General features: G+C 44.9%; 20 protein-coding genes. 14 read left to right on the top strand and 6 right to left on the bottom strand.

Annotation, left to right across the window (positions count from 1 at the left end; all coding sequences use genetic code 11):
- Positions 1-38: 38 nt before the first annotated feature.
- Positions 39-461, bottom strand: coding sequence for a nucleoside-diphosphate kinase (locus GJQ68_RS08565; protein WP_162416879.1), 423 nt, complete (start codon positions 459-461; stop codon positions 39-41).
- 179 nt (positions 462-640) lie between these two features.
- Here GJQ68_RS08565 and GJQ68_RS08570 point away from each other — a divergent pair, with 179 nt between their 5' ends.
- From GJQ68_RS08570 to GJQ68_RS08585, 4 genes are read left to right on the top strand one after another with little or no spacing between them, the layout of a single operon-like run.
- Complete coding sequence (locus GJQ68_RS08570; protein ID WP_162416880.1) at positions 641-1,690, top strand: DHH family phosphoesterase; 1,050 nt, start codon at positions 641-643, stop codon at positions 1,688-1,690.
- Positions 1,674-2,603 carry an FKBP-type peptidyl-prolyl cis-trans isomerase gene (locus GJQ68_RS08575; protein WP_162416881.1) on the top strand — a complete coding sequence of 310 codons (930 nt, stop codon included), beginning with the start codon at positions 1,674-1,676 and terminating at the stop codon, positions 2,601-2,603. The genes GJQ68_RS08570 and GJQ68_RS08575 overlap by 17 nt, the downstream gene beginning before the upstream one ends.
- Before the next feature lie 57 nt (positions 2,604-2,660).
- A complete protein-coding gene (locus GJQ68_RS08580; RefSeq protein WP_235941200.1) occupies positions 2,661-3,209 on the top strand; it encodes an FKBP-type peptidyl-prolyl cis-trans isomerase in 549 nt (182 codons plus the stop codon).
- A gap of 17 nt (positions 3,210-3,226) precedes the next feature.
- The gene (locus GJQ68_RS08585) at positions 3,227-3,790 is read left to right on the top strand and encodes an FKBP-type peptidyl-prolyl cis-trans isomerase (RefSeq protein WP_162416882.1); all 564 of its coding nucleotides are present in this window, start codon (positions 3,227-3,229) and stop codon (positions 3,788-3,790) included.
- A 90-nt stretch (positions 3,791-3,880) separates the two neighbouring features.
- Here the strand turns inward: GJQ68_RS08585 and guaB are convergent, their stop codons facing one another.
- The 3 genes from guaB to GJQ68_RS08600 all read right to left on the bottom strand — a co-directional run bounded on the left by guaB (position 3,881) and on the right by GJQ68_RS08600 (position 7,350).
- Positions 3,881-5,359, bottom strand: coding sequence for an IMP dehydrogenase (gene guaB / locus GJQ68_RS08590; RefSeq protein ID WP_162416883.1), 1,479 nt, complete (start codon positions 5,357-5,359; stop codon positions 3,881-3,883).
- A gap of 102 nt (positions 5,360-5,461) precedes the next feature.
- Positions 5,462-6,163 carry an SGNH/GDSL hydrolase family protein gene (locus GJQ68_RS08595; RefSeq protein ID WP_162416884.1) on the bottom strand — a complete coding sequence of 234 codons (702 nt, stop codon included), beginning with the start codon at positions 6,161-6,163 and terminating at the stop codon, positions 5,462-5,464.
- The gene (locus GJQ68_RS08600; protein WP_162416885.1) at positions 6,160-7,350 is read right to left on the bottom strand and encodes an RsmB/NOP family class I SAM-dependent RNA methyltransferase; all 1,191 of its coding nucleotides are present in this window, start codon (positions 7,348-7,350) and stop codon (positions 6,160-6,162) included. The genes GJQ68_RS08595 and GJQ68_RS08600 overlap by 4 nt, the downstream gene beginning before the upstream one ends.
- A 120-nt stretch (positions 7,351-7,470) precedes the next feature.
- Here GJQ68_RS08600 and GJQ68_RS08605 point away from each other — a divergent pair, with 120 nt between their 5' ends.
- The 3 genes from GJQ68_RS08605 to prmC are packed head-to-tail and all read left to right on the top strand — an operon-like array spanning position 7,471 to position 8,962.
- A complete protein-coding gene (locus GJQ68_RS08605; RefSeq protein WP_162343480.1) occupies positions 7,471-7,755 on the top strand; it encodes a hypothetical protein in 285 nt (94 codons plus the stop codon).
- Positions 7,755-8,114 carry a magnesium citrate secondary transporter gene (locus GJQ68_RS08610; RefSeq protein ID WP_162416886.1) on the top strand — a complete coding sequence of 120 codons (360 nt, stop codon included), beginning with the start codon at positions 7,755-7,757 and terminating at the stop codon, positions 8,112-8,114. Before GJQ68_RS08605 ends, GJQ68_RS08610 begins: the two co-directional genes overlap by 1 nt.
- An 8-nt stretch (positions 8,115-8,122) precedes the next feature.
- Positions 8,123-8,962 carry a peptide chain release factor N(5)-glutamine methyltransferase gene (prmC, locus tag GJQ68_RS08615; protein ID WP_162416887.1) on the top strand — a complete coding sequence of 280 codons (840 nt, stop codon included), beginning with the start codon at positions 8,123-8,125 and terminating at the stop codon, positions 8,960-8,962.
- On the opposite strand, the gene GJQ68_RS08620 is transcribed toward prmC, so the two are convergent.
- Complete coding sequence (locus tag GJQ68_RS08620; protein WP_162416888.1) at positions 8,957-9,574, bottom strand: thiamine pyrophosphokinase; 618 nt, start codon at positions 9,572-9,574, stop codon at positions 8,957-8,959. The two genes, prmC and GJQ68_RS08620, sit on opposite strands and share 6 nt — an antisense overlap.
- A 228-nt stretch (positions 9,575-9,802) precedes the next feature.
- Complete coding sequence (locus GJQ68_RS08625; RefSeq protein ID WP_162416889.1) at positions 9,803-10,135, bottom strand: hypothetical protein; 333 nt, start codon at positions 10,133-10,135, stop codon at positions 9,803-9,805.
- A gap of 144 nt (positions 10,136-10,279) precedes the next feature.
- On the opposite strand from GJQ68_RS08625, the gene GJQ68_RS08630 reads away from it, so the two are divergent.
- From GJQ68_RS08630 to GJQ68_RS08660, 7 genes are all read left to right on the top strand, one after another.
- A complete protein-coding gene (locus GJQ68_RS08630) occupies positions 10,280-11,116 on the top strand; it encodes a hypothetical protein (RefSeq protein WP_235941208.1) in 837 nt (278 codons plus the stop codon).
- 1 nt (position 11,117) lies between these two features.
- The gene (locus GJQ68_RS08635; RefSeq protein ID WP_162416890.1) at positions 11,118-11,792 is read left to right on the top strand and encodes a response regulator transcription factor; all 675 of its coding nucleotides are present in this window, start codon (positions 11,118-11,120) and stop codon (positions 11,790-11,792) included.
- Between the two features lie 111 nt (positions 11,793-11,903).
- Positions 11,904-13,118, top strand: coding sequence for a sensor histidine kinase (locus GJQ68_RS08640; RefSeq protein ID WP_235941210.1), 1,215 nt, complete (start codon positions 11,904-11,906; stop codon positions 13,116-13,118).
- 104 nt (positions 13,119-13,222) lie between these two features.
- On the top strand, positions 13,223-14,032 hold the full coding sequence (locus GJQ68_RS08645) for a DUF4382 domain-containing protein (protein ID WP_162416892.1): 810 nt from the start codon (positions 13,223-13,225) through the stop codon (positions 14,030-14,032).
- Positions 14,033-14,188: 156 nt separating this feature from the next.
- Positions 14,189-14,701, top strand: a complete 513-nt coding sequence (locus GJQ68_RS08650) for a 3-hydroxyanthranilate 3,4-dioxygenase (RefSeq protein WP_162343472.1) — start codon at positions 14,189-14,191, stop codon at positions 14,699-14,701.
- 53 nt (positions 14,702-14,754) lie between these two features.
- Positions 14,755-16,032, top strand: a complete 1,278-nt coding sequence (kynU, locus tag GJQ68_RS08655) for a kynureninase (RefSeq protein WP_162343471.1) — start codon at positions 14,755-14,757, stop codon at positions 16,030-16,032.
- A 31-nt stretch (positions 16,033-16,063) separates the two neighbouring features.
- Entirely contained in the window at positions 16,064-17,416 is a 1,353-nt protein-coding gene (locus GJQ68_RS08660; protein WP_162343470.1) for an FAD-dependent oxidoreductase, read from the top strand.
- Positions 17,417-17,510: the final 94 nt, after the last annotated feature.

Below are 17,510 nucleotides of genomic sequence, written 5' to 3' on the forward strand. Positions count from 1 at the left end.
TTCCTTAGCTGGGGTTTCCAGTAGGAAGGGAGAAAGATTTAGGCCTGATGTTCGAAGGCATTAAAAAAGAAATTGCCTTCAATAAGGGCATTTTCATCCGAATCAGAGCCGTGAATGGCATTCGCTTCTATGGAGGTAGCAAAGCGTTTCCGGATGGTTCCCTCAGCAGCGTTTTCGGGGTTGGTGGCACCGATAAGGGATCTGAAATCTGCCACCGCATTGTTTTTTTCCAAAATGGCCGCAATGATGGGGCCTGAGGACATGTACCGGCATAAATCCGCATAAAAGGGGCGCTCCTTGTGTACCAGGTAGAATTCAGCGGCAAGTGCTTCGGTGAGTCGGGTGGCTTTTAGCGCGATAATTTGAAAACCGGCGGCTTCAATCATCTCTAAAATTGCACCGGAATTTCCTGCGCCAAAAGCATCCGGTTTGATCATGGTAAAGGTTCTGTTGGTAGCCATAAACGAGTAAAATTATTTGATTCGCTGGCGAAATTACGTCTTTTCTCTGAAAGACCGAAGGAAAGGATCCATTTCCCGATAAACTACCTGAGCCCGTGGAATTCCCATTGGGAATTTCAGAAAATTATACAGAACTTTGTCGTCCGTGTTTTTAAAAATACGGTAGTTAAAAATTACACATGCAGAAATTAGATCTATTTAAAGAACAGATTTCATCCGCTTCGTCCAAAAGAATCATTATCACCACCCATCATAAACCTGACGCAGATGCCCTTGGCTCTTCATTGGCCCTGGCCTTGTACCTGAAAAAGAAAAAGCATCAGGTCACTGTGGTCTCCCCCTCCGATTATCCTTCTTTCCTTCATTGGATGAAAGGAAACGACGAGGTCATTAATTTTGAGGACAAGCAACAGGTGGATGAAGCCAGGAATCTGATCGGGAAAGCGGATATCCTTTTTTGTCTGGATTTTTCCAATCTCGGTCGTTTGCAGGGAATGGAAGAGGCAGTAAAGGCTTCCGATGCCTATAAGGTCAATATTGATCATCACCAGGACCCGGAGGATTTTGCTGACTTTAGCTTTTCCAGCACCAAAGCCGCTGCCACCTGCGAGTTGTTGTACGATTTAATCGTCAAAGTAGGCGACAAGGAGTTGATCGATCAGGATATGGCAGAATGCCTGTACTCGGGAATCATGACCGACACCGGTGGATTCCGGCACCCCAATACCACCAAGAATGTTCACTTGGTTACGGCAGAACTTATTGGTTTGGGGGCCGATAATTCCAAAATTTCCCGGCTGATTTACGACACCTATTCCGTCAACCGGCTTAAATTTCTGGGTTTTGCATTGACCAGGCGGTTGACCATTTTGCCGGAGCTAAACACAGCCTACTTTGGGATCAGTAAAAAAGACTTGCGAAAATACCAATCGCAGACCGGGGATACGGAGGGCTTGGTTAATTACGCACTCTCCCTGGATGGAATTAAAATTGCAGCTTTGTTTACCGAAAGGAAAGACGGCGTCAAAATCTCCTTTCGTTCTACGGAAGAAGTGGCCATCAATAAGTTTGCAGCCACCTATTTTGATGGAGGAGGGCATAAGAATGCCTCGGGGGGAATTTCCAGCCTGTCGCTGGAAGATACCCAGAAGCGATTCGAAAAATTAGTGAAAGAAAATAAACAAATCTTATTTAATCAATTAGCATTAGTCGATGAAAAAAATCAATAATTTAGTTTTAGGTGCCATGGTGCTTGCGGGCAGCACCCTGTTGTATTCTTGTGAGACGACAGAAACCACCTCGGATGGAATCGAATATACCTACGTAGAACAAGGTGACGATAAGACTCAGGACGGCGAATTTGTGGTTTATCACTTTACTGCAAAAACAGGAAGCGACTCTCTGTTTATCTCCAGTTATGACCAGCCGGTTCCTCCCTATTTGCAACATTTGGACTCCGCGGAAGCCAAATCAGGAATCGATGAAATATTCCTCAACCTGAATAATGGAGATAGTATTATCATTACGGCTACTGCAGAACAAATATTTGCTGCCGGTGGAGGCGTTCCCCCCTTTTTGGATAATGAGGAGATGGTCACTATTAATATTGGGGTTATCAACGTGCTGGAAGAGGAGGTTTTTGAAGATTATTTCAACGATCTGGTAGCCGAACAGCAAAAGAAGCAAGCCGAACAGGCTGGAGTTCAGTTAGAAGAAGATGTATCTGCACTGGAAGCCTATATTGAAGAAAATAATTTGGATGCCAACAGGACAGAATCAGGTCTTTTTTACGTCATAGAGGAAGAGGGTACCGGACCTCAGGTGGAACAAGGAGATAAGATTTCTGTGGACTATACAGGCTATGTGCTGGACGGGACCGTTTTTGATACCAGCGTGGAAAGCAAAGCCAGAGAGGCCAATACCTATGATGAAAACAGGCCCTACGAGCCATTTAGCTTCAATGTAGGAGAAGGAATGGTTATTCCAGGTTGGGATGAAGGATTGCAGCTTTTGAAAGAAGGCGCAAAGGCCAAATTTCTGATTCCCTCTCCACTAGCCTATGGCCCCAGTCAGCGTGGTGCCGTCATCGTACCCAATTCCATTTTGGTATTTGATGTAGAAGTGACAGACGTAGAAAAGTAATAGTCCGATAATGGCCGGAACCAGGGAATACACAGACTAAACCATAGTAGTACGAATATGAGAAAAAGCACCTTTATTTTGGCATTGATACCAGTCTTGGGTACGATTTCATCTTGTATTTCCGATGAGGAAAACCTGGATGCCGTTTTTGAGCAGGACCTTCAGAAAATTGAACAATACATTCAAACGGTAGAGACAGAGTATACCCGACGGGAAACCATCGGACAAACCGGCATTGAGCTTTTATTCCTTACTGAGCAGGTTGAATCAGAGGAATTGCCTGAGGTTAGGGATACTCTGGCCGTCAATTATACCGGCATGTTGCTGGACGGTACGGTCTTCGATACCTCCCTTGAACAAGTAGCACAGGAGAACGATGTTTTCAACCCGAACCGGACGTACGAACCGTATGAAGTAGTGTTGGGAATGTCCAACGTTATTAATGGATGGCATTGGTCTCTTTCTCAGATGAAAGAAGGAGAAAAAGCCATTGCCCTGATCCCTTCCTCCTATGCTTATGGAAATCAGTCTAGTGGGCCTATTCCTGCCAATTCGGTATTGGTTTTTGAACTTGATCTGGTTGAAGTACGACCCTATCAACCATAATTTCAGATATACAATCAATGATAAACGTTTCGAAGTTAACTTGCCTATTTTTTATTGTTCTGTTTGGCATTTCTTGTGACGATCAATTAGGTCAGTTTGGCGGTCCGGTGTACGATCGGGAGGCAAACCTGGCGATTGACCGGGAAATTATCGCGGAGTACCTGGAAACAGCCCCCTACGATAGTCTGTACCGAATCCATGATCCCTCGGGAGTGGTGGTGATCGTAACGGAAGAAGGAGAGGGTTCCCGCCCCACTGCAGGGAATGTGGTGTACGCCAATTATACCGGGTACTTACTGGACGGTTCTGTATTTGATTCCAACCTCGAAGATGTGGCCATTGAAAATGATATCTATGAGGAGGAGCGGAATTACGACATCTTCTCGTTTTTCGTGGACGTGCCAGCAAATCAGGGGGGGGCTATTCAGGGTTTTAGCCTGGGATTCAAACGTCTGAGGAGTGGAGCCAAGGGTACCATCATCATTCCGTCCCCTTACGGATACCAGGATAATGAAAACGTGCTCCGGGTGCCGGCTAATTCTGTGTTGGTTTTTGATGTAGAATTTCTGGGATTGGACTAATAGCCCGTTGAAAGGCAATAGCAGTAACATAAAAAAACCCGGTTTATCCGGGTTTTTTTATGTTATATAGCTGATGAATTTGCTTTAAACCTACATTTTAGCACTGTAGTTTGGTGCTTCCCGGGTGATGCTGACATCATGAGGATGTGACTCCCTGGCACCGGCAGCAGTAATCTTCACAAATTTGGCCTTTTCTTTCAGATCTTGAATGGTGGCTGTTCCGCAATAGCCCATGCCCGCCTGCAAACCGCCAACGAGCTGGTAAAGGACTTCAGAAACCAGGCCTTTGAAAGCAACCCGTCCGATGATTCCCTCCGGTACCAGCTTTTTGATATTGTCTTCTGCATCCTGGAAATACCGGTCTTTGGATCCGGATTCCATGGCTTCCAGTGAGCCCATACCCCGGTAAGACTTGAATTTTCTGCCTTCAAAGATGATGATCTCGCCAGGAGCTTCTTCCGTGCCTGCTAGGATCGACCCGATCATTACCGAACTTGCTCCGGCAGCCAGGGCTTTTACCACGTCTCCCGAGTACCGGATGCCTCCGTCCGCAATTACCGGGATTCCCCGGTCTTTCAAAACCCCTGCGCATTCCATAACCGCAGACAACTGCGGCATGCCTACGCCCGCAATCACGCGTGTGGTGCAGATACTGCCTGGGCCTACCCCGACTTTTACCGCATCTGCGCCCGCATCCGCCAGTGCAGTGGCCGCTTCCGCGGTCGCAATGTTTCCTACGATTACCTCTAAATCAGGAAAGGCCGCTTTGATTTTTTTGCAGGAATCCATCACTCCCTTGGAATGTCCGTGAGCCGTATCGATGGAAATCACGTCGACACCGGCAATTTTCAGTGCCTCGACTCGTTCGACGATATCCGAGGTCACGCCCACTGCCGCTCCTACGCGCAACCTGCCAAATTCGTCCTTACAGGCATTGGGTTTGTCTTTCCTTTTGAGAATATCTTTGTAGGTTATCAGCCCGGTCAATTTGTACTCCTCATCTACAATGGGCAGTTTTTCAATCTTATATTCCTGAAGTATTTCTTCCGCCTGTTCCAGTGTAATCCCTGCTTTAGCGGTAAAAAGATTGCCCTTGGTCATGATTTCCCGAACGGGACGATTCATGTCTTTGATAAAGCGCAGGTCCCGGTTGGTAATGATTCCCTTAAGGTATCGGTTTTCGTCGACGACTGGTATGCCCCCAATATTGTATTCACTCATGATCGCCTCGGCATCCCTGACAAGCGCATCAATGTTCAGGGTGATGGGATCCAGGATCATACCGCTTTGGGACCGTTTTACTTTCCGTACCTGAGCAGCTTGCTTTTCGATGGACATGTTTTTGTGAACAAAGCCCAGTCCACCTTCTAATGCGATGGCAATGGCCATCTCTGCCTCGGTGACCGTATCCATTGCGGACGATGTCAGCGGAATTTGCAGTCGAATATTCCGTGTAAGTTGTGTGGAAGTATTGGTGTTTCGTGGGAGCACCTCGGAATATCCAGGTACCAGAAGCACGTCATCATAGGTGAGTGCTTCGAAGAGGAATTTATTTGTGTTCGGATTCATGGCAAATGGTTAGTAACCCTATTTGCCCGTCAAAGATACAATGTTTTTGACATGCAGATCAATAGATAAGGGAAAAAAATGTTATTTTTCTCTCAGATCTTACTATTTCATGGAATTTTGTTTGGGGATGGTGCTTACGCTATTTTTAAGGATCTGCCGGATAATTCTTGTGGCGATGGCATCCATACCCAGGTTATTGGGATGACGAGCGACGCTCTCATTCTCAAATTCATCTAGTGCCATATATTCTGTATGCTGCCCCAAATCCGATAGCTCCACAAATTCCCAACCCTGATTTTCGGCCGAATGAGATAGCTGCGCATTGACCAGGGGATTGGGCCAAAAGGTGCTGGTGATGATGACCCGGGCGTTACCGGAAGTCAGGTATGTGGTGAATTTTTGCAATCCCTCTGAAAGGTTTCTGTCCCTTAAATCCTCGAGCGGGATGTTTTCTCCAAGCCTTATTATTAACAGATCAGCATTAAACTCCCGGAGATGGCTATACTGAGAAAAATCCAAGCTGGCAAACTGCCGCTCAAAAGGGAATACATTTTTACGAATCATCTGAAGTCCTGGAAAGTGGTTTTTAAGACTGTCCTCAAGCCTGGAGAAATAGTCTTTGTCAGGGGCATTAGCCGCCATTCCCCAATCAGCGTTCCAACCTATAGCCGGGTCGCGAGGGTGATAGGTAATGCTGTTCCCGATGACTAGCACCCGCCGCAAGTCAATGGGTCTTGCTTCATCGGGTTGGCAGCTGATTACCCCAACCAGTAGAAGTCCCCCTATCAATGCGAATCGAATCATGCCTTCTTTTTCATTTTGGCAATATAGAATCCATCAAATCCGGACTCCTGCGAGAGCACTTGCGTTTCTTCCAGCAATTCAAATGATTTTCCTTCCGGACTTTGTAAAAAGGCCTGCACCTGAAGATTGTTTTCCGAGGGCAAAATGCTGCAGGTGGCGTAGACCAGGATTCCCCCCGGCTTTAACATGGAAGGGTATTGGGATAGAATGTCTTTTTGGATGGCCTGTACGGCAGCAATGGATTCGGGACTTAATTTCCATTTGGTATCCGGATTCCGCTTCAAGACTCCTAGTCCCGAACAAGGCACATCCAAAAGCAGGCGATCGGCACTCTCACGTAACCTTTTTATCGTTTTGCTACCTTCAATGGGTTTGGTTTCGATGATGGATACACCGGCTCGCCTAGCCCTGAGCTTGGTGTTTTTGAGTTTCCAGGCCTCCAGGTCCATGGATACGATCCTTCCCTTGTTTTCCATAAGGGCAGCCAGGTGCAGGGATTTTCCCCCGGCTCCGGCGCAGGCATCGACGACCCGCATACCGGGCTGGGCTTCCAGGGCCATGGCGACCAGCTGGGAAGAGGCATCCTGAACTTCAAAGTGCCCTTCCTTAAACAAAGGCGTGCGGAAAACATTTTTCCTTTCTTTCAGGATCAATGCATCCGGGTAGCCATTTGCCGGGTAGCTGCTGATTCCCAGCTCCTCCAACTGTTCCCTCAGCCTGGATCGACTAGTTTTCAAGGTGTTTGCCCGTAGCACAACTTCAGCGACCTGGTTCAGACTGGTGATTTCCTGTTCCCACTTTTCTCCAAGTTGCTCCTGTCCCATCTGGTCCATCCAGTCCGGTATGGACTGAAGCAAAGTTCGTTGGGTTATTTTATCCCTTTTGCGATGGATCGCTTGTGGGTTGATTCCCTTGAACTCCCGCCAATCCGGCAAAACGTTGCCCTGCATTACCCAATAGGTTCCGAACCGCTGGTAGTAATCAGCTCCCGGACTCAGGTATTCCACCAGTCGTTTCCAGCGGACGATCTCGTAGACGCTTTCCGCAATAAAGGCCCGATCCCGGGCTCCCCATTTGGGATTTGATTTTAATACGCGCTCAATCACTTTGTCGGCAAAGTGATGCTGGTCAAAAATTTCTTCCAGTGCCCTGACTACACCATTTACCGTATTTGGAAAAAGCTTCATAAGTTTTTAGCTACTTTTATGCAAATATAGGCAATTAATACCGGGGAAAATGGTATTTGACGGGATGGAGGGCTGGATCTCATAGTTTGTTTTTGCTCGAAATTTGGTATTTTTGGAGCTATGGGAGAGAAAAAATGCCCTCATTGCGGGAAATGGTCTGATTGGAACCAGAATTTATCGGATCGCTGTACCCATTGCGGAAAACCATTGGGAGGCACCGACCTGGAGTACCAGGAAAAAAGAGCGGCGCAAAAAAAAGCCAATGAAGAACAATGGGTTTTCTATATTAAGGAGACCGATAGCACGTTCGTGAAAAACATGAAAAAGGTGGGCAATTTCTTTTATACCATCTACATTGCCATCATCACGTTTCTTGCCTGGTTAATTGCCGCTTTGCCCGGATAATGCCTGTTTACAAAAACCCCTACTTTCTGCTGCCCGTCTTGTTGTTTTGGGTTAACCAGTACCTGGAACGGATCGAGGAGGTTTACTTGCCTTTTATTCATAGTTATTGGGATGACCTGCTGGCCATGCCCGTCATTCTGGGTATAACGCTACAGTTTTACCGATGGATTCACCCCCTTAAAGCGCAATTGGTTTTCTCGCCGGTGCAGGTGTTGGCGGGCTGGCTGTATGTAAGCCTGATCTTTGAATACTTGCTGCCCCGCTGGTCAGACCGGTACACCGCTGATCTCTGGGATGTTTGCTGTTATTTACTCGGATCGGTGTACTTTTACTTTTTGATCAATCGAAATAGAATCTAATCGTACTCATGGCCAGCACATTCAATGCACTTTACATTCAGTATAAGGAAGCGTTAGGCGACAGCTACCCTGCTGAGGAGGCTGAGAACCTGGTTTATTGGCTGATGGAAGCCTATCTGGGCGTAAAAAAATGGGACTTGCGTTCTCAAAAGGTGGTAGAACGTGTTCCCTCCTCCATGGAACAGGCCCTGGAAAAGCTTAAGTCCGGGTTACCCATTCAATACATCCTGGGAAAAGCCCCTTTTTATGGCAGGGAATTTCTGGTTAGTCCGGAAGTTTTAATTCCACGGCCGGAAACAGAAGAATTGGTTCACCTGATCCTGAAAAATCATTCCGGCAAAAAGCAACTTTTGGATTTGGGTACCGGGTCCGGATGCATTGCCATTTCCCTGGCATTGGACTGGAGCGAAGCTTCGGTAACCGCATTGGATATCAGTAACGGAGCACTGGCAATCGCCCAAAAGAACGCTTCGGATCTTTCCGCAACCGTTGATTTTGTAAAAGCAGACATGCTTTCCTATTCCTTGCCCCTGGGCAAGGTCGATATTCTGGTCAGCAACCCTCCCTATGTGATGGAGCAGGAAAAAGTTTACATGAAGCCAAATGTGCTGGAGCACGAACCTCATTTAGCACTGTTTGTACCCGACACGGATCCGTTGAAGTATTACAAAGCACTAATCCGTCATGCCGGCAACCATTTGGTGAAGGGGGGATACCTATATGTGGAGATCAATGAAAAATTCGGTACGGAGGTCGCCCATCTCATGGAAGTTAATGGCCTGGCGGAGGTACAGGTATACCGGGACCTTCAAGGCAAAGATCGGATCGTTTGGGGCAAAGCCTTATGAGGTTTGAATGTCCGTTCCCAACCAGAAAATGCGGTTGCTGGAGAACTCTTGCAATCCTTCGGTTACCTCCAGACTCGTTAGGTAGTTGATAGGAAATAGATGGGTGGTTACGGAAGATTGATGTTCCACAAATTGCCCCTCCTCTCCCAGAACCTGAAGGGAGCAGGCGGGCAGCCATTTTTTAATACTTCCTTGCTTTGCGGGGAAATATCGAAAGCCATTATGGAAAAAGACAATGTCCAGGTCTTTCAAATAGGGTTCGAGCTGGGAATGATCCTGGGGATCGTGAGGGAGGATATTGACAGCGCTATGTCCGGATTGGGTCAGGTACTCAAGGGATGCGGAGAGAAATTGGTCGGCAGGGACCGTTATGAAATCCACAGGGAACTGTTCCTCGCCTAGCTGTGGATTATCCCGCTGAAATTTCTGAGAAGCCACAATAACATCTACTTTGATGCCCAATGAAAGCACCTTTAGCGCACTTTCCTCGGTTACCAAAATGGTCGGGACCCACTCCAGAAGGGGCTGAAGGTGCTGAAAATCCCAACCTGTTTGGCTTACTATTAAAAGGGCGGGTTCCTGTTTTTCTTTAACAAAGTGATGGGAGGACATGATCGGGATCGGATTTCTCGTTGGTTAAGCAACTGGATTGGACAACAGTTTTATATTTTTCAAAATAGTCAAACTTTTTAAAAAAAAAATCAAGATGAACCGGTTCTTCATTTAAACTTCATTTTAATGTATTTACTTCACTTTTAATTTAGAACAAGTTGTACCTGAATAGTGAGTTTTCAGGTGTTTTTTTTGATAAATTTAAAAAATCAAATATTTTAATTCTATTTACATGAAAAACTTACTATTTTTATTTATACTTTTATTCTCGCTAAGTGCTGCTTTTGGGCAATCAGGTGAAAATAAAGCAAAGGAAATCCCTGTTGTGGAGAAAGCAAAATCAAGCGGATCACAAAAAGGCATAAGTATCAGTAGTGCTGCAAGGAGGCGAAGTTTGGTGAATAAAAATGTGGGTAGTAGGGGTGAAACTTCTTCTGACAATTCAAAGGCGAACAAGGGGTCGGAAATTTCAGGTAAAGCAAGGAGCCAAACGCCTTCTGAAATTGGTAGACCATCCGGTATGGGAAGGCCATCCATCAGAGTTCCTGCCGCCAGGCCCACACCACCGGTGGTTAGGCCTACTACTCCGAGACCCAATTCACCAGCTCCAAAGGGGAAACCCACCATTCCTTCAGTGCCCGGTAAGCCTGGAGGGATGTAAAAAACTGGTATTTTTTATAGCTATGTATTAGGAAAAAGGGCGTGATGAGAGAAGGAAGTTTCTATCGATTTTTTGTTTTGATCTTAGTGTTTTTTTTGATCCTGACCCAGGGGTTTGCTCAAGAGAAGGATTCCATTCAATCTACGCAGCCAACGGTATATGATTTTATCATTCTGAATGGTAAGGTAAATAACCGATTTGCATTTATGGGTAGGGATTTTGGTAGAAAAATTCCTTCGGCAAATTTGGGGCTGATGTATTTTTTTAACAATGGTTGGTACGTAAATGCTTCCGTTTTTACGTTTTTGGAATCGGACATTCCCATCCAATATGCCCTTACTTCGGGCTATCAAACTGATTTGTCACCGATCACTGACCTGGACATAAGTTATTCTCAATTTTTAGTTCCGGGAGAGAGTAAGGTCGCCGGGATTCAAAACATGGGAGTTCTACAGGGCAGGTTTGGGCTTGACTGGAATTACCTGTATTCTACTATTGGAGTACAGGGGCTTTTTAATGAAACCCCAGATTTGTTTCTCACTTCAAGGCATTCCAGGTATTTCGAGTTTGACCAAAAATTGCTTAAGGTTTTTACAGTTTCATTCGAACCCTCATTTTCCTTCACCTTTGGAACCAGCAGGTTTTATTATTTAGGAGGATATGAAGTAAGTGATACTGAAAAAAACGAAGCGATTGAGAATTTCAATTTGTTAAGCTGGGAAATCGAATTCCCGTTAAATGTTGAATGGAATAATTGGATGATCGAATTCCAGACAAGGTATATTATCCCGCAAAATCTTCCAGATTTTGACGAATCTGTATCCGGATTCGTTTTTGGTAGTCATTTAATTTATACCATACCGATAAAAAAAGCAAAATAATATGAGGGTGCTGTTAGTTGAAGACGAGAAGTTGTTGGCCGATGAATTTTTGTTTTATCTGGAAAAGGATCAAGTCATATGTGATTGGGCTTCCGATTATGCAAACGCTTCAGAAGCGCTTGCGGTTAATGAGTATGACTTTGTTTTTTTGGATTTGGGGTTGCCAGATGGAGATGGCCTGGACCTATTGTCAGAAAGCAAAAAACATCAAAAGCATGCACTTATCATCATATTGACTGCAAGGTCGGACATCAAAGACCGGGTGAAGGGTTTGGAAATGGGAGCAGATGATTACCTCTCGAAACCTTTTTCCTTTCTGGAATTAAAAGCCAGAATGCAGGCGATACTCAGGAGAAAAAGCGGCTGGAATAAAGAGGAAATCAATATTGGCGGCTTTATACTTGACCTGGATAGTTGGACGGTGAGGTATCAGGCGGAAAAAATAGTTTTGACCAAAAAGGAATTTAGTCTTTTGCATTTTTTGCTCTTGCATTCAAACAGAGTGATTAATCGTTTCCAGCTGGCAGAACATATTTGGGGAGACCATCTGGAAGATGATTACCAGTCCAATTATATTGATGTACATATCAAAAACATCCGGAAAAAGTTGGGGAATTTTGCTTCGGTGGATTGGCTCGAAACGGTTCGAGGGGTCGGTTACAAGATCAAAACCTGATCTGATATGTACCTGTCCACCAAAATGTTGTTATACAATCTCCTGGCGAAGGGGATCATTTTACTTTTCTTTTTAATGACAGGGCCTTTCTTGTTAAAATATTTTGCTCTAATGGATATTGATGCAGAATTAAAGGATAAGAGAGATCAGATTCTTGCCATTATTAGGGAGGATGGAATGGAGGAGTTTTTTGTAGGTAACGATTCTCCCGGTGGTTTTGGAAGCTACAATATTCTGAAAGAAGAATATGTCCTATTGGAGAGATTGGAAGATCCCTTTCTCTTGGATAGTATTTTCAATGAAGAACGAATTTTGGACAAGGTTACGGTATCCTACCGGGTTTGTGCCTACGTTTTTTCTTTTGAAGATGAAACGTACCTGATGGAAATAGGGAAGAGTCTCGAAACCATAAACCGGATTTTTGATTTACTATTCAGGATTATTATTTTCTTATTGTTGGCTTTTCTGGTGCTATCTTTTTTTCTAGATACGATTTTTAGTAAATGGCTCATACAGCCCTTTAGGAAAATAATTAGAGATAAGATTGCTCATATAAATGAACCTCAGCAGTTTAAGCATGAACCCGTTAAAACCTCTACCAAGGATTTTAGGCTATTGGACGATTCAATTAGCCATATGATGTGGAGGATACAAAAGGCCTTCAATCAGGAGCGGGTTTTTATTTCTCATGCTTCTCACGAGCTTAAAACACCCGTATCGATTTTACAAACCAAAATAGAGGCTTTTTTTGGGGATGAGACGCTAAACGAACGTGAAATGGAACGGTTGATGGATATGCAACAGACCATTCAAAAGTTAAAAAAGATAATCAATTCCCTGCTGCTTCTATCCAAAGTAAATAATGCGCAATATTTAAAAACAGAAACGGTCCCCCTTCATGAATTAGTACAAGAACTCTTCGAAGAATGGGAACCTTTAGCAGAAGACAGAAATCTTGAATTAAACCTGGAAATTCGAGATGAATTCGACGCTAAGTCTTCCAATGGTTCCCTTTGTCACATTATGATCCAGAATGCCTTGTCAAACGCAATGAAATATTCTTATAAGGGGTCGACCATAAAGTTGGTTGGCATATTAGGTCCGGACGAATACCAGCTATCGGTCCTAAACGAAGGGCCTGCGATTTCAGATGAACTGATGGATCAGGTAGCCTCTGGATTGGTGTTTTTAAAAGACGCTAAAAAAGAAAGTTCGGGATATGGTTTGCAGATAATTTATAGGATTGCTTCTTTTTTAGGAGTAGGCGTTCGGGTGGAGTCTAATTCCTCTGGCACCAAATTTATTTTTTGTTTTCCGGTAACGTAACAGATAAACGACACCTGGTTTTTTCCAGAAATTAGACAAGGCTTCACGTTAACTTCATTTTAAGCCCATATACTTGTAATGTAAAAACTTAAACTTTTATAACGATGAAAAAATTTAATTTTAAATCAGGGATGGCAGCTTTCCTTTTATTGAGTGTGTTGGTTAGCTGTAATGATCAGGATGACGTTATGGACGGAAACGCCAGGTTGAGTGTTTCTCTTATTGATGCCCCGGCAGATTATGATGAGGTCTGGGTAGAGGTTTTAGCTTTAGAAGTCCAGCCCAACGGTATCGATGAGACAGATGAATCAGGTTGGATCAGCATTGAGAATGAATCGGAGGAAAAGAAGATTGACCTTTTGACGCTGACAGGAGGCAATGCCCTACAATTAGGCACCGAAGAAATTCCCGCGGGATATATTTCTCAGATCCGATTAATTTTGGGAGATGATAATTATCTCATTCAAGATGGCACTAAAATAGACCTGACTACACCAAGTGCTCAGCAAACCGGTTTAAAACTTCAGCTTAACCAGGAGCTGTTGGCTGGAATTCAGTACGATCTTATATTGGATTTTGATGCCGCTCAATCAATTGTAAAGGCAGGAAATTCGGGCCAGTATATCCTTAAACCAGTGCTTAGAGTTGTGGCAGAAGGTAAGGCAAGTATTAAAGGAAATGTAATGCCATTGGAGGCATCAGCAGCCGTCTATGGTATCAAAGAGGGGGACACCTTAGCTACTTTTACCGATGATAAAGGAGACTTTATCCTTAAGGGCCTGGATCAGGGTGAATACAGGGTGGAAATTCATCCTGTGGTTCCCTATTTGGGAGATACGTTGTTCAGTGTACCGACTTCATTGGGAGAGATTACCCAGCTAGACCCGGTTGAATTGACTGTAGAGGAGGAGTAATTTGAACAGGAAATGAGTAATATTTGCCCAGCTCAAAAATTTCTTTTGGGCTGGGCTTTTTTTGTTTTTTGGCAAGACTTGGTATATTTTGTCATATTTGTACTTAGTTTTGGTTCGTGATAACCTACTGTTTTATTCAACTAAACGTATAAAACCATGCCCATTTCCCAACCGATTAACTTTGCCAAGTGGATAGAAGAAAACCGTCACCTGCTAAAGCCACCCGTGGGCAATCAGCAGCTATATCTGGATAACGATGATTTTATTGTCATGGTCGTCGGCGGACCCAATGCCCGAAAAGACTACCATTACAATGAAGGGGAAGAGTTTTTTTACCAGGTGGAAGGGGATATCACCCTAAAAATAGTGGATGATGGCCAAATGAAGGACATTTCCATCCGGGAAGGAGAGGTTTTTTTGTTACCACCACGGACCCCACACAGCCCTCGCCGGCCAGCCAATACGGTGGGCCTGGTGATCGAGAGGTACCGAAAGCCGGGGGAGAAGGACGGATTCCTTTGGTTTTGTGAAAACTGCGGACACAAACTTTACGAGGAATTTGAACCCATTACCGATATCGTCAATCAATTACCCCCAATCATGGAGCGGTTTTGGGCCAATCCGGCCCATACTACCTGTGATGAATGTGGTACCGTCATGCAGAAGTAACCTGGTAAATTTCTTTTCTTCACCCTTCCACAGGAATTCCTATCGCCGAACCAATGGGACCACCAACCTATGAATTGACCTTGGATTTTGCCAAAGAAATGGACGAAAAGGATCCATTGAAAGGCTTCCGAAAGCAGTTTTTTCTACCAAAGAAAAAGGGCAAAACGGCTTTGTATTTTTGTGGCAATTCCCTGGGTCTGCAACCCCGGGCGGTTTCCGCGTATATTGCAAAAGATCTGGAAAAATGGGCAGCCAAAGGAGTGGAAGGGCATTTTGAAGGAGAAGTGCCCTGGGTGGATGCTCGCAAGCCTTCCAAAGGCCAACTTGCCGCCTTATTGGGAGCTACCAGGGAGGAAGTGGTAGCCATGAATAGTTTGACGGTTAACCTGCATTTATTGCTTGTTTCCTTCTATAGACCCGAGGGAAAGAAGTATAAAATCCTTACGGAATCCGGTGCCTTTCCTTCCGATCAGTATGTTTTGGAGTCTCAGTTAAAGTATCATGGCTATGATCCGGAGGAAGCGCTATTGGAAATTTCCGCCCGGCCCGGCGAATATTTGCTAAGAACGGAGGATATTCTTCAGAAGATACGGCAGCATAAAGATGAATTGGCACTGCTCATGATGTCTGGGGTGCAGTATTATACCGGTCAGTGTTTTGACATGGAGGCCATAAGCCGGGAAGCGGGACGATATGGCATAACGGTAGGGCTGGATCTGGCGCATGCCATTGGAAACGTGCCCTTATCCCTGCACGACTGGGGGGTGGATTTTGCCACCTGGTGTAGCTACAAATACCTGAATGCCGGCCCTGGCAATGTGTCTGGAATTTTTGTTCATCAGAAGCATGGTGACGACCCTGAAATTCCCCGGTTTGCAGGATGGTGGGGTTATCTGGAAGAGAGGCGCTTTGAGATGAAAAAGGGATTTCTGCCCATGCAAGGGGCGGACGGCTGGCTTTTGAGCAATGATCCGATTTTAGGCCTTGGGGCACTACAGGCTTCACTGGATATCTTTTCTGCAGCCGGTTTGGAAAATATATGGGCCAAGTCCGAACTATTGACAGGCTATATGGAGTTTGTAATCCGTGAAACAATAGGTAGCCGGGAGGAGTTACATATAATAACTCCTTCAAAACCAGTGGATAGGGGTTGCCAATTGTCAGTTCTAATTCCCAAAGGAGGTAAAGAAATGGTTGAAAAATGGACGGAGAATGGCGTAGTGGCGGATTGGAGAAATCCAAATGTAGTTCGCCTGGCTCCGGCACCTCTTTATAATACCTTTCAGGAAGTGTTTGCCTTCAGTAACATTTTGAAAGCATCGTTGACCTGAATGAAGAACAAGTCCAAAACCTATTAAAAATATGAATGAAAAAATAGACCTATTGGGGGCGGGATTAATTGGTTCCCTCTTGGCAATCTACCTTAAAAAACGAGGGTTAGATGTGTCCATATATGAGAAAAGAAAAGACTGGCGGCAGGTTAATGCTTCCGGAGAGGGACGTTCCATTAATATGGCTCTAAGTTACCGGGGGTGGAAAGCCCTGGAAAAAGCCGGCATAAAAGAGAAAGTACTTCCCCACATACAGCCCATGCATGGGAGAAGAATTCATGACGAGCACGGCAATACGTTCTTCCAGCCCTATGGCAAAGAAAACCAAGCCATCTATTCGATCAGCAGAAATTCGTTTAACAAAATTTTGCTGGATGAAGCGGAGGCCCTTGGTGCCAAGCTCCATTTTGAACACAAAGTAGAGCGGGTAAATGTAGGCACCAGGGAAGTGACCTTTAGTTTGGCGGATGGAGCTCCCAAAAGCATACAGACGGAAGTACTGATCGGCTCCGACGGTGCCTATTCATCGCTCAGAAATGCCTTTCAAAGTCAACTTCGATTCAACTTCAGCCAACAATACATTTCCCACGGGTACAAAGAGCTAAGCATCCCGCCTACACCGGAAGGGGAATTTGCCATGGATCCCAACGCCCTGCATATCTGGCCGAGAGGCAAATTCATGCTGATCGCGCTGCCCAATCAGGATAAATCGTTTACCTGCACCTTGTTTTTGCCCTTCGAAGGCTATAAAGTCAGCTTCGAAAACATTCACGATGATCAGGATATCCTTCAGGTTTTTAAAACGCATTTTAATGATGCCCAGGCGTTGATGCCCAACCTGGTACGGGATTTTAATAGCAATCCTACTTCCGCATTGATTAACACGGAATGTTATCCCTGGACGGAAAACAACACCTTGCTAATCGGCGATGCGGCCCACGCCATGGTGCCTTTTTACGGACAGGGGATGAACTGTGGGTTTGAAGATTGCTTTATTCTGGATGGGTTGTTGGAAAAGTACGGGACCTTCTCCTGGGATTTGGTGTTTGAAAAGTTTCAGAAAGGACGTAAGCCCGACACGGATGCCATTTGCCAGTTGGCGATGGATAATTTTGTCGAAATGAGTGATAATGTAGCCGATCCAAAATTTCTTATCCGCAAGAAAATTGAAGCCCGGCTTTACGAACTATACCCGAAGGAGTGGGTGCCATTGTACAGCATGGTTACCTTCTCTGACATGAAGTATTCCGAAGCCTATGCCATCGGCAAAATCCAGGAAAAGGTAATGGATCAGGTCATGAGTGATCCTCTAATCACCCAAAACTGGGACCGGCTGGATTATGAAGACATCCTTCAAAAGGTAGAAGTGGCAGGAGCGGTCTGACTGTAGTTTTACGTTAAAATAGGGGGAACCATATAAGAAATATAAGGGCATGTGAGGGATAACGATCGCCCTTATATTTACTTAAATACCTTAT

Source organism: Cyclobacterium roseum (assembly GCF_010119225.1).
Taxonomy (GTDB): domain Bacteria; phylum Bacteroidota; class Bacteroidia; order Cytophagales; family Cyclobacteriaceae; genus Cyclobacterium; species Cyclobacterium roseum.

Bases quoted from the DNA above. Each gene is read 5' to 3' on its own strand.
- GJQ68_RS08605 (WP_162343480.1), top strand. From the start codon at position 7,471: ATGGGAGAGAAAAAATGCCCTCATTGCGGGAAATGGTCTGATTGGAAC.
- GJQ68_RS08645 (WP_162416892.1), top strand. From the start codon at position 13,223: ATGAAAAAATTTAATTTTAAATCAGGGATGGCAGCTTTCCTTTTATTG.
- GJQ68_RS08635 (WP_162416890.1), top strand. From the start codon at position 11,118: ATGAGGGTGCTGTTAGTTGAAGACGAGAAGTTGTTGGCCGATGAATTT.
- GJQ68_RS08570 (WP_162416880.1), top strand. From the start codon at position 641: ATGCAGAAATTAGATCTATTTAAAGAACAGATTTCATCCGCTTCGTCC.
- GJQ68_RS08600 (WP_162416885.1), bottom strand. From the start codon at position 7,350: ATGAAGCTTTTTCCAAATACGGTAAATGGTGTAGTCAGGGCACTGGAA.
- GJQ68_RS08595 (WP_162416884.1), bottom strand. From the start codon at position 6,163: ATGATTCGATTCGCATTGATAGGGGGACTTCTACTGGTTGGGGTAATC.
- GJQ68_RS08610 (WP_162416886.1), top strand. From the start codon at position 7,755: ATGCCTGTTTACAAAAACCCCTACTTTCTGCTGCCCGTCTTGTTGTTT.
- GJQ68_RS08660 (WP_162343470.1), top strand. From the start codon at position 16,064: ATGAATGAAAAAATAGACCTATTGGGGGCGGGATTAATTGGTTCCCTC.
- kynU (WP_162343471.1), top strand. From the start codon at position 14,755: ATGGGACCACCAACCTATGAATTGACCTTGGATTTTGCCAAAGAAATG.
- GJQ68_RS08650 (WP_162343472.1), top strand. From the start codon at position 14,189: ATGCCCATTTCCCAACCGATTAACTTTGCCAAGTGGATAGAAGAAAAC.
- prmC (WP_162416887.1), top strand. From the start codon at position 8,123: ATGGCCAGCACATTCAATGCACTTTACATTCAGTATAAGGAAGCGTTA.
- guaB (WP_162416883.1), bottom strand. From the start codon at position 5,359: ATGAATCCGAACACAAATAAATTCCTCTTCGAAGCACTCACCTATGAT.
- GJQ68_RS08620 (WP_162416888.1), bottom strand. From the start codon at position 9,574: ATGTCCTCCCATCACTTTGTTAAAGAAAAACAGGAACCCGCCCTTTTA.
- GJQ68_RS08640 (WP_235941210.1), top strand. From the start codon at position 11,904: ATGGATATTGATGCAGAATTAAAGGATAAGAGAGATCAGATTCTTGCC.
- GJQ68_RS08575 (WP_162416881.1), top strand. From the start codon at position 1,674: ATGAAAAAAATCAATAATTTAGTTTTAGGTGCCATGGTGCTTGCGGGC.
- GJQ68_RS08630 (WP_235941208.1), top strand. From the start codon at position 10,280: ATGAGAGAAGGAAGTTTCTATCGATTTTTTGTTTTGATCTTAGTGTTT.
- GJQ68_RS08580 (WP_235941200.1), top strand. From the start codon at position 2,661: ATGAGAAAAAGCACCTTTATTTTGGCATTGATACCAGTCTTGGGTACG.
- GJQ68_RS08565 (WP_162416879.1), bottom strand. From the start codon at position 461: ATGGCTACCAACAGAACCTTTACCATGATCAAACCGGATGCTTTTGGC.
- GJQ68_RS08585 (WP_162416882.1), top strand. From the start codon at position 3,227: ATGATAAACGTTTCGAAGTTAACTTGCCTATTTTTTATTGTTCTGTTT.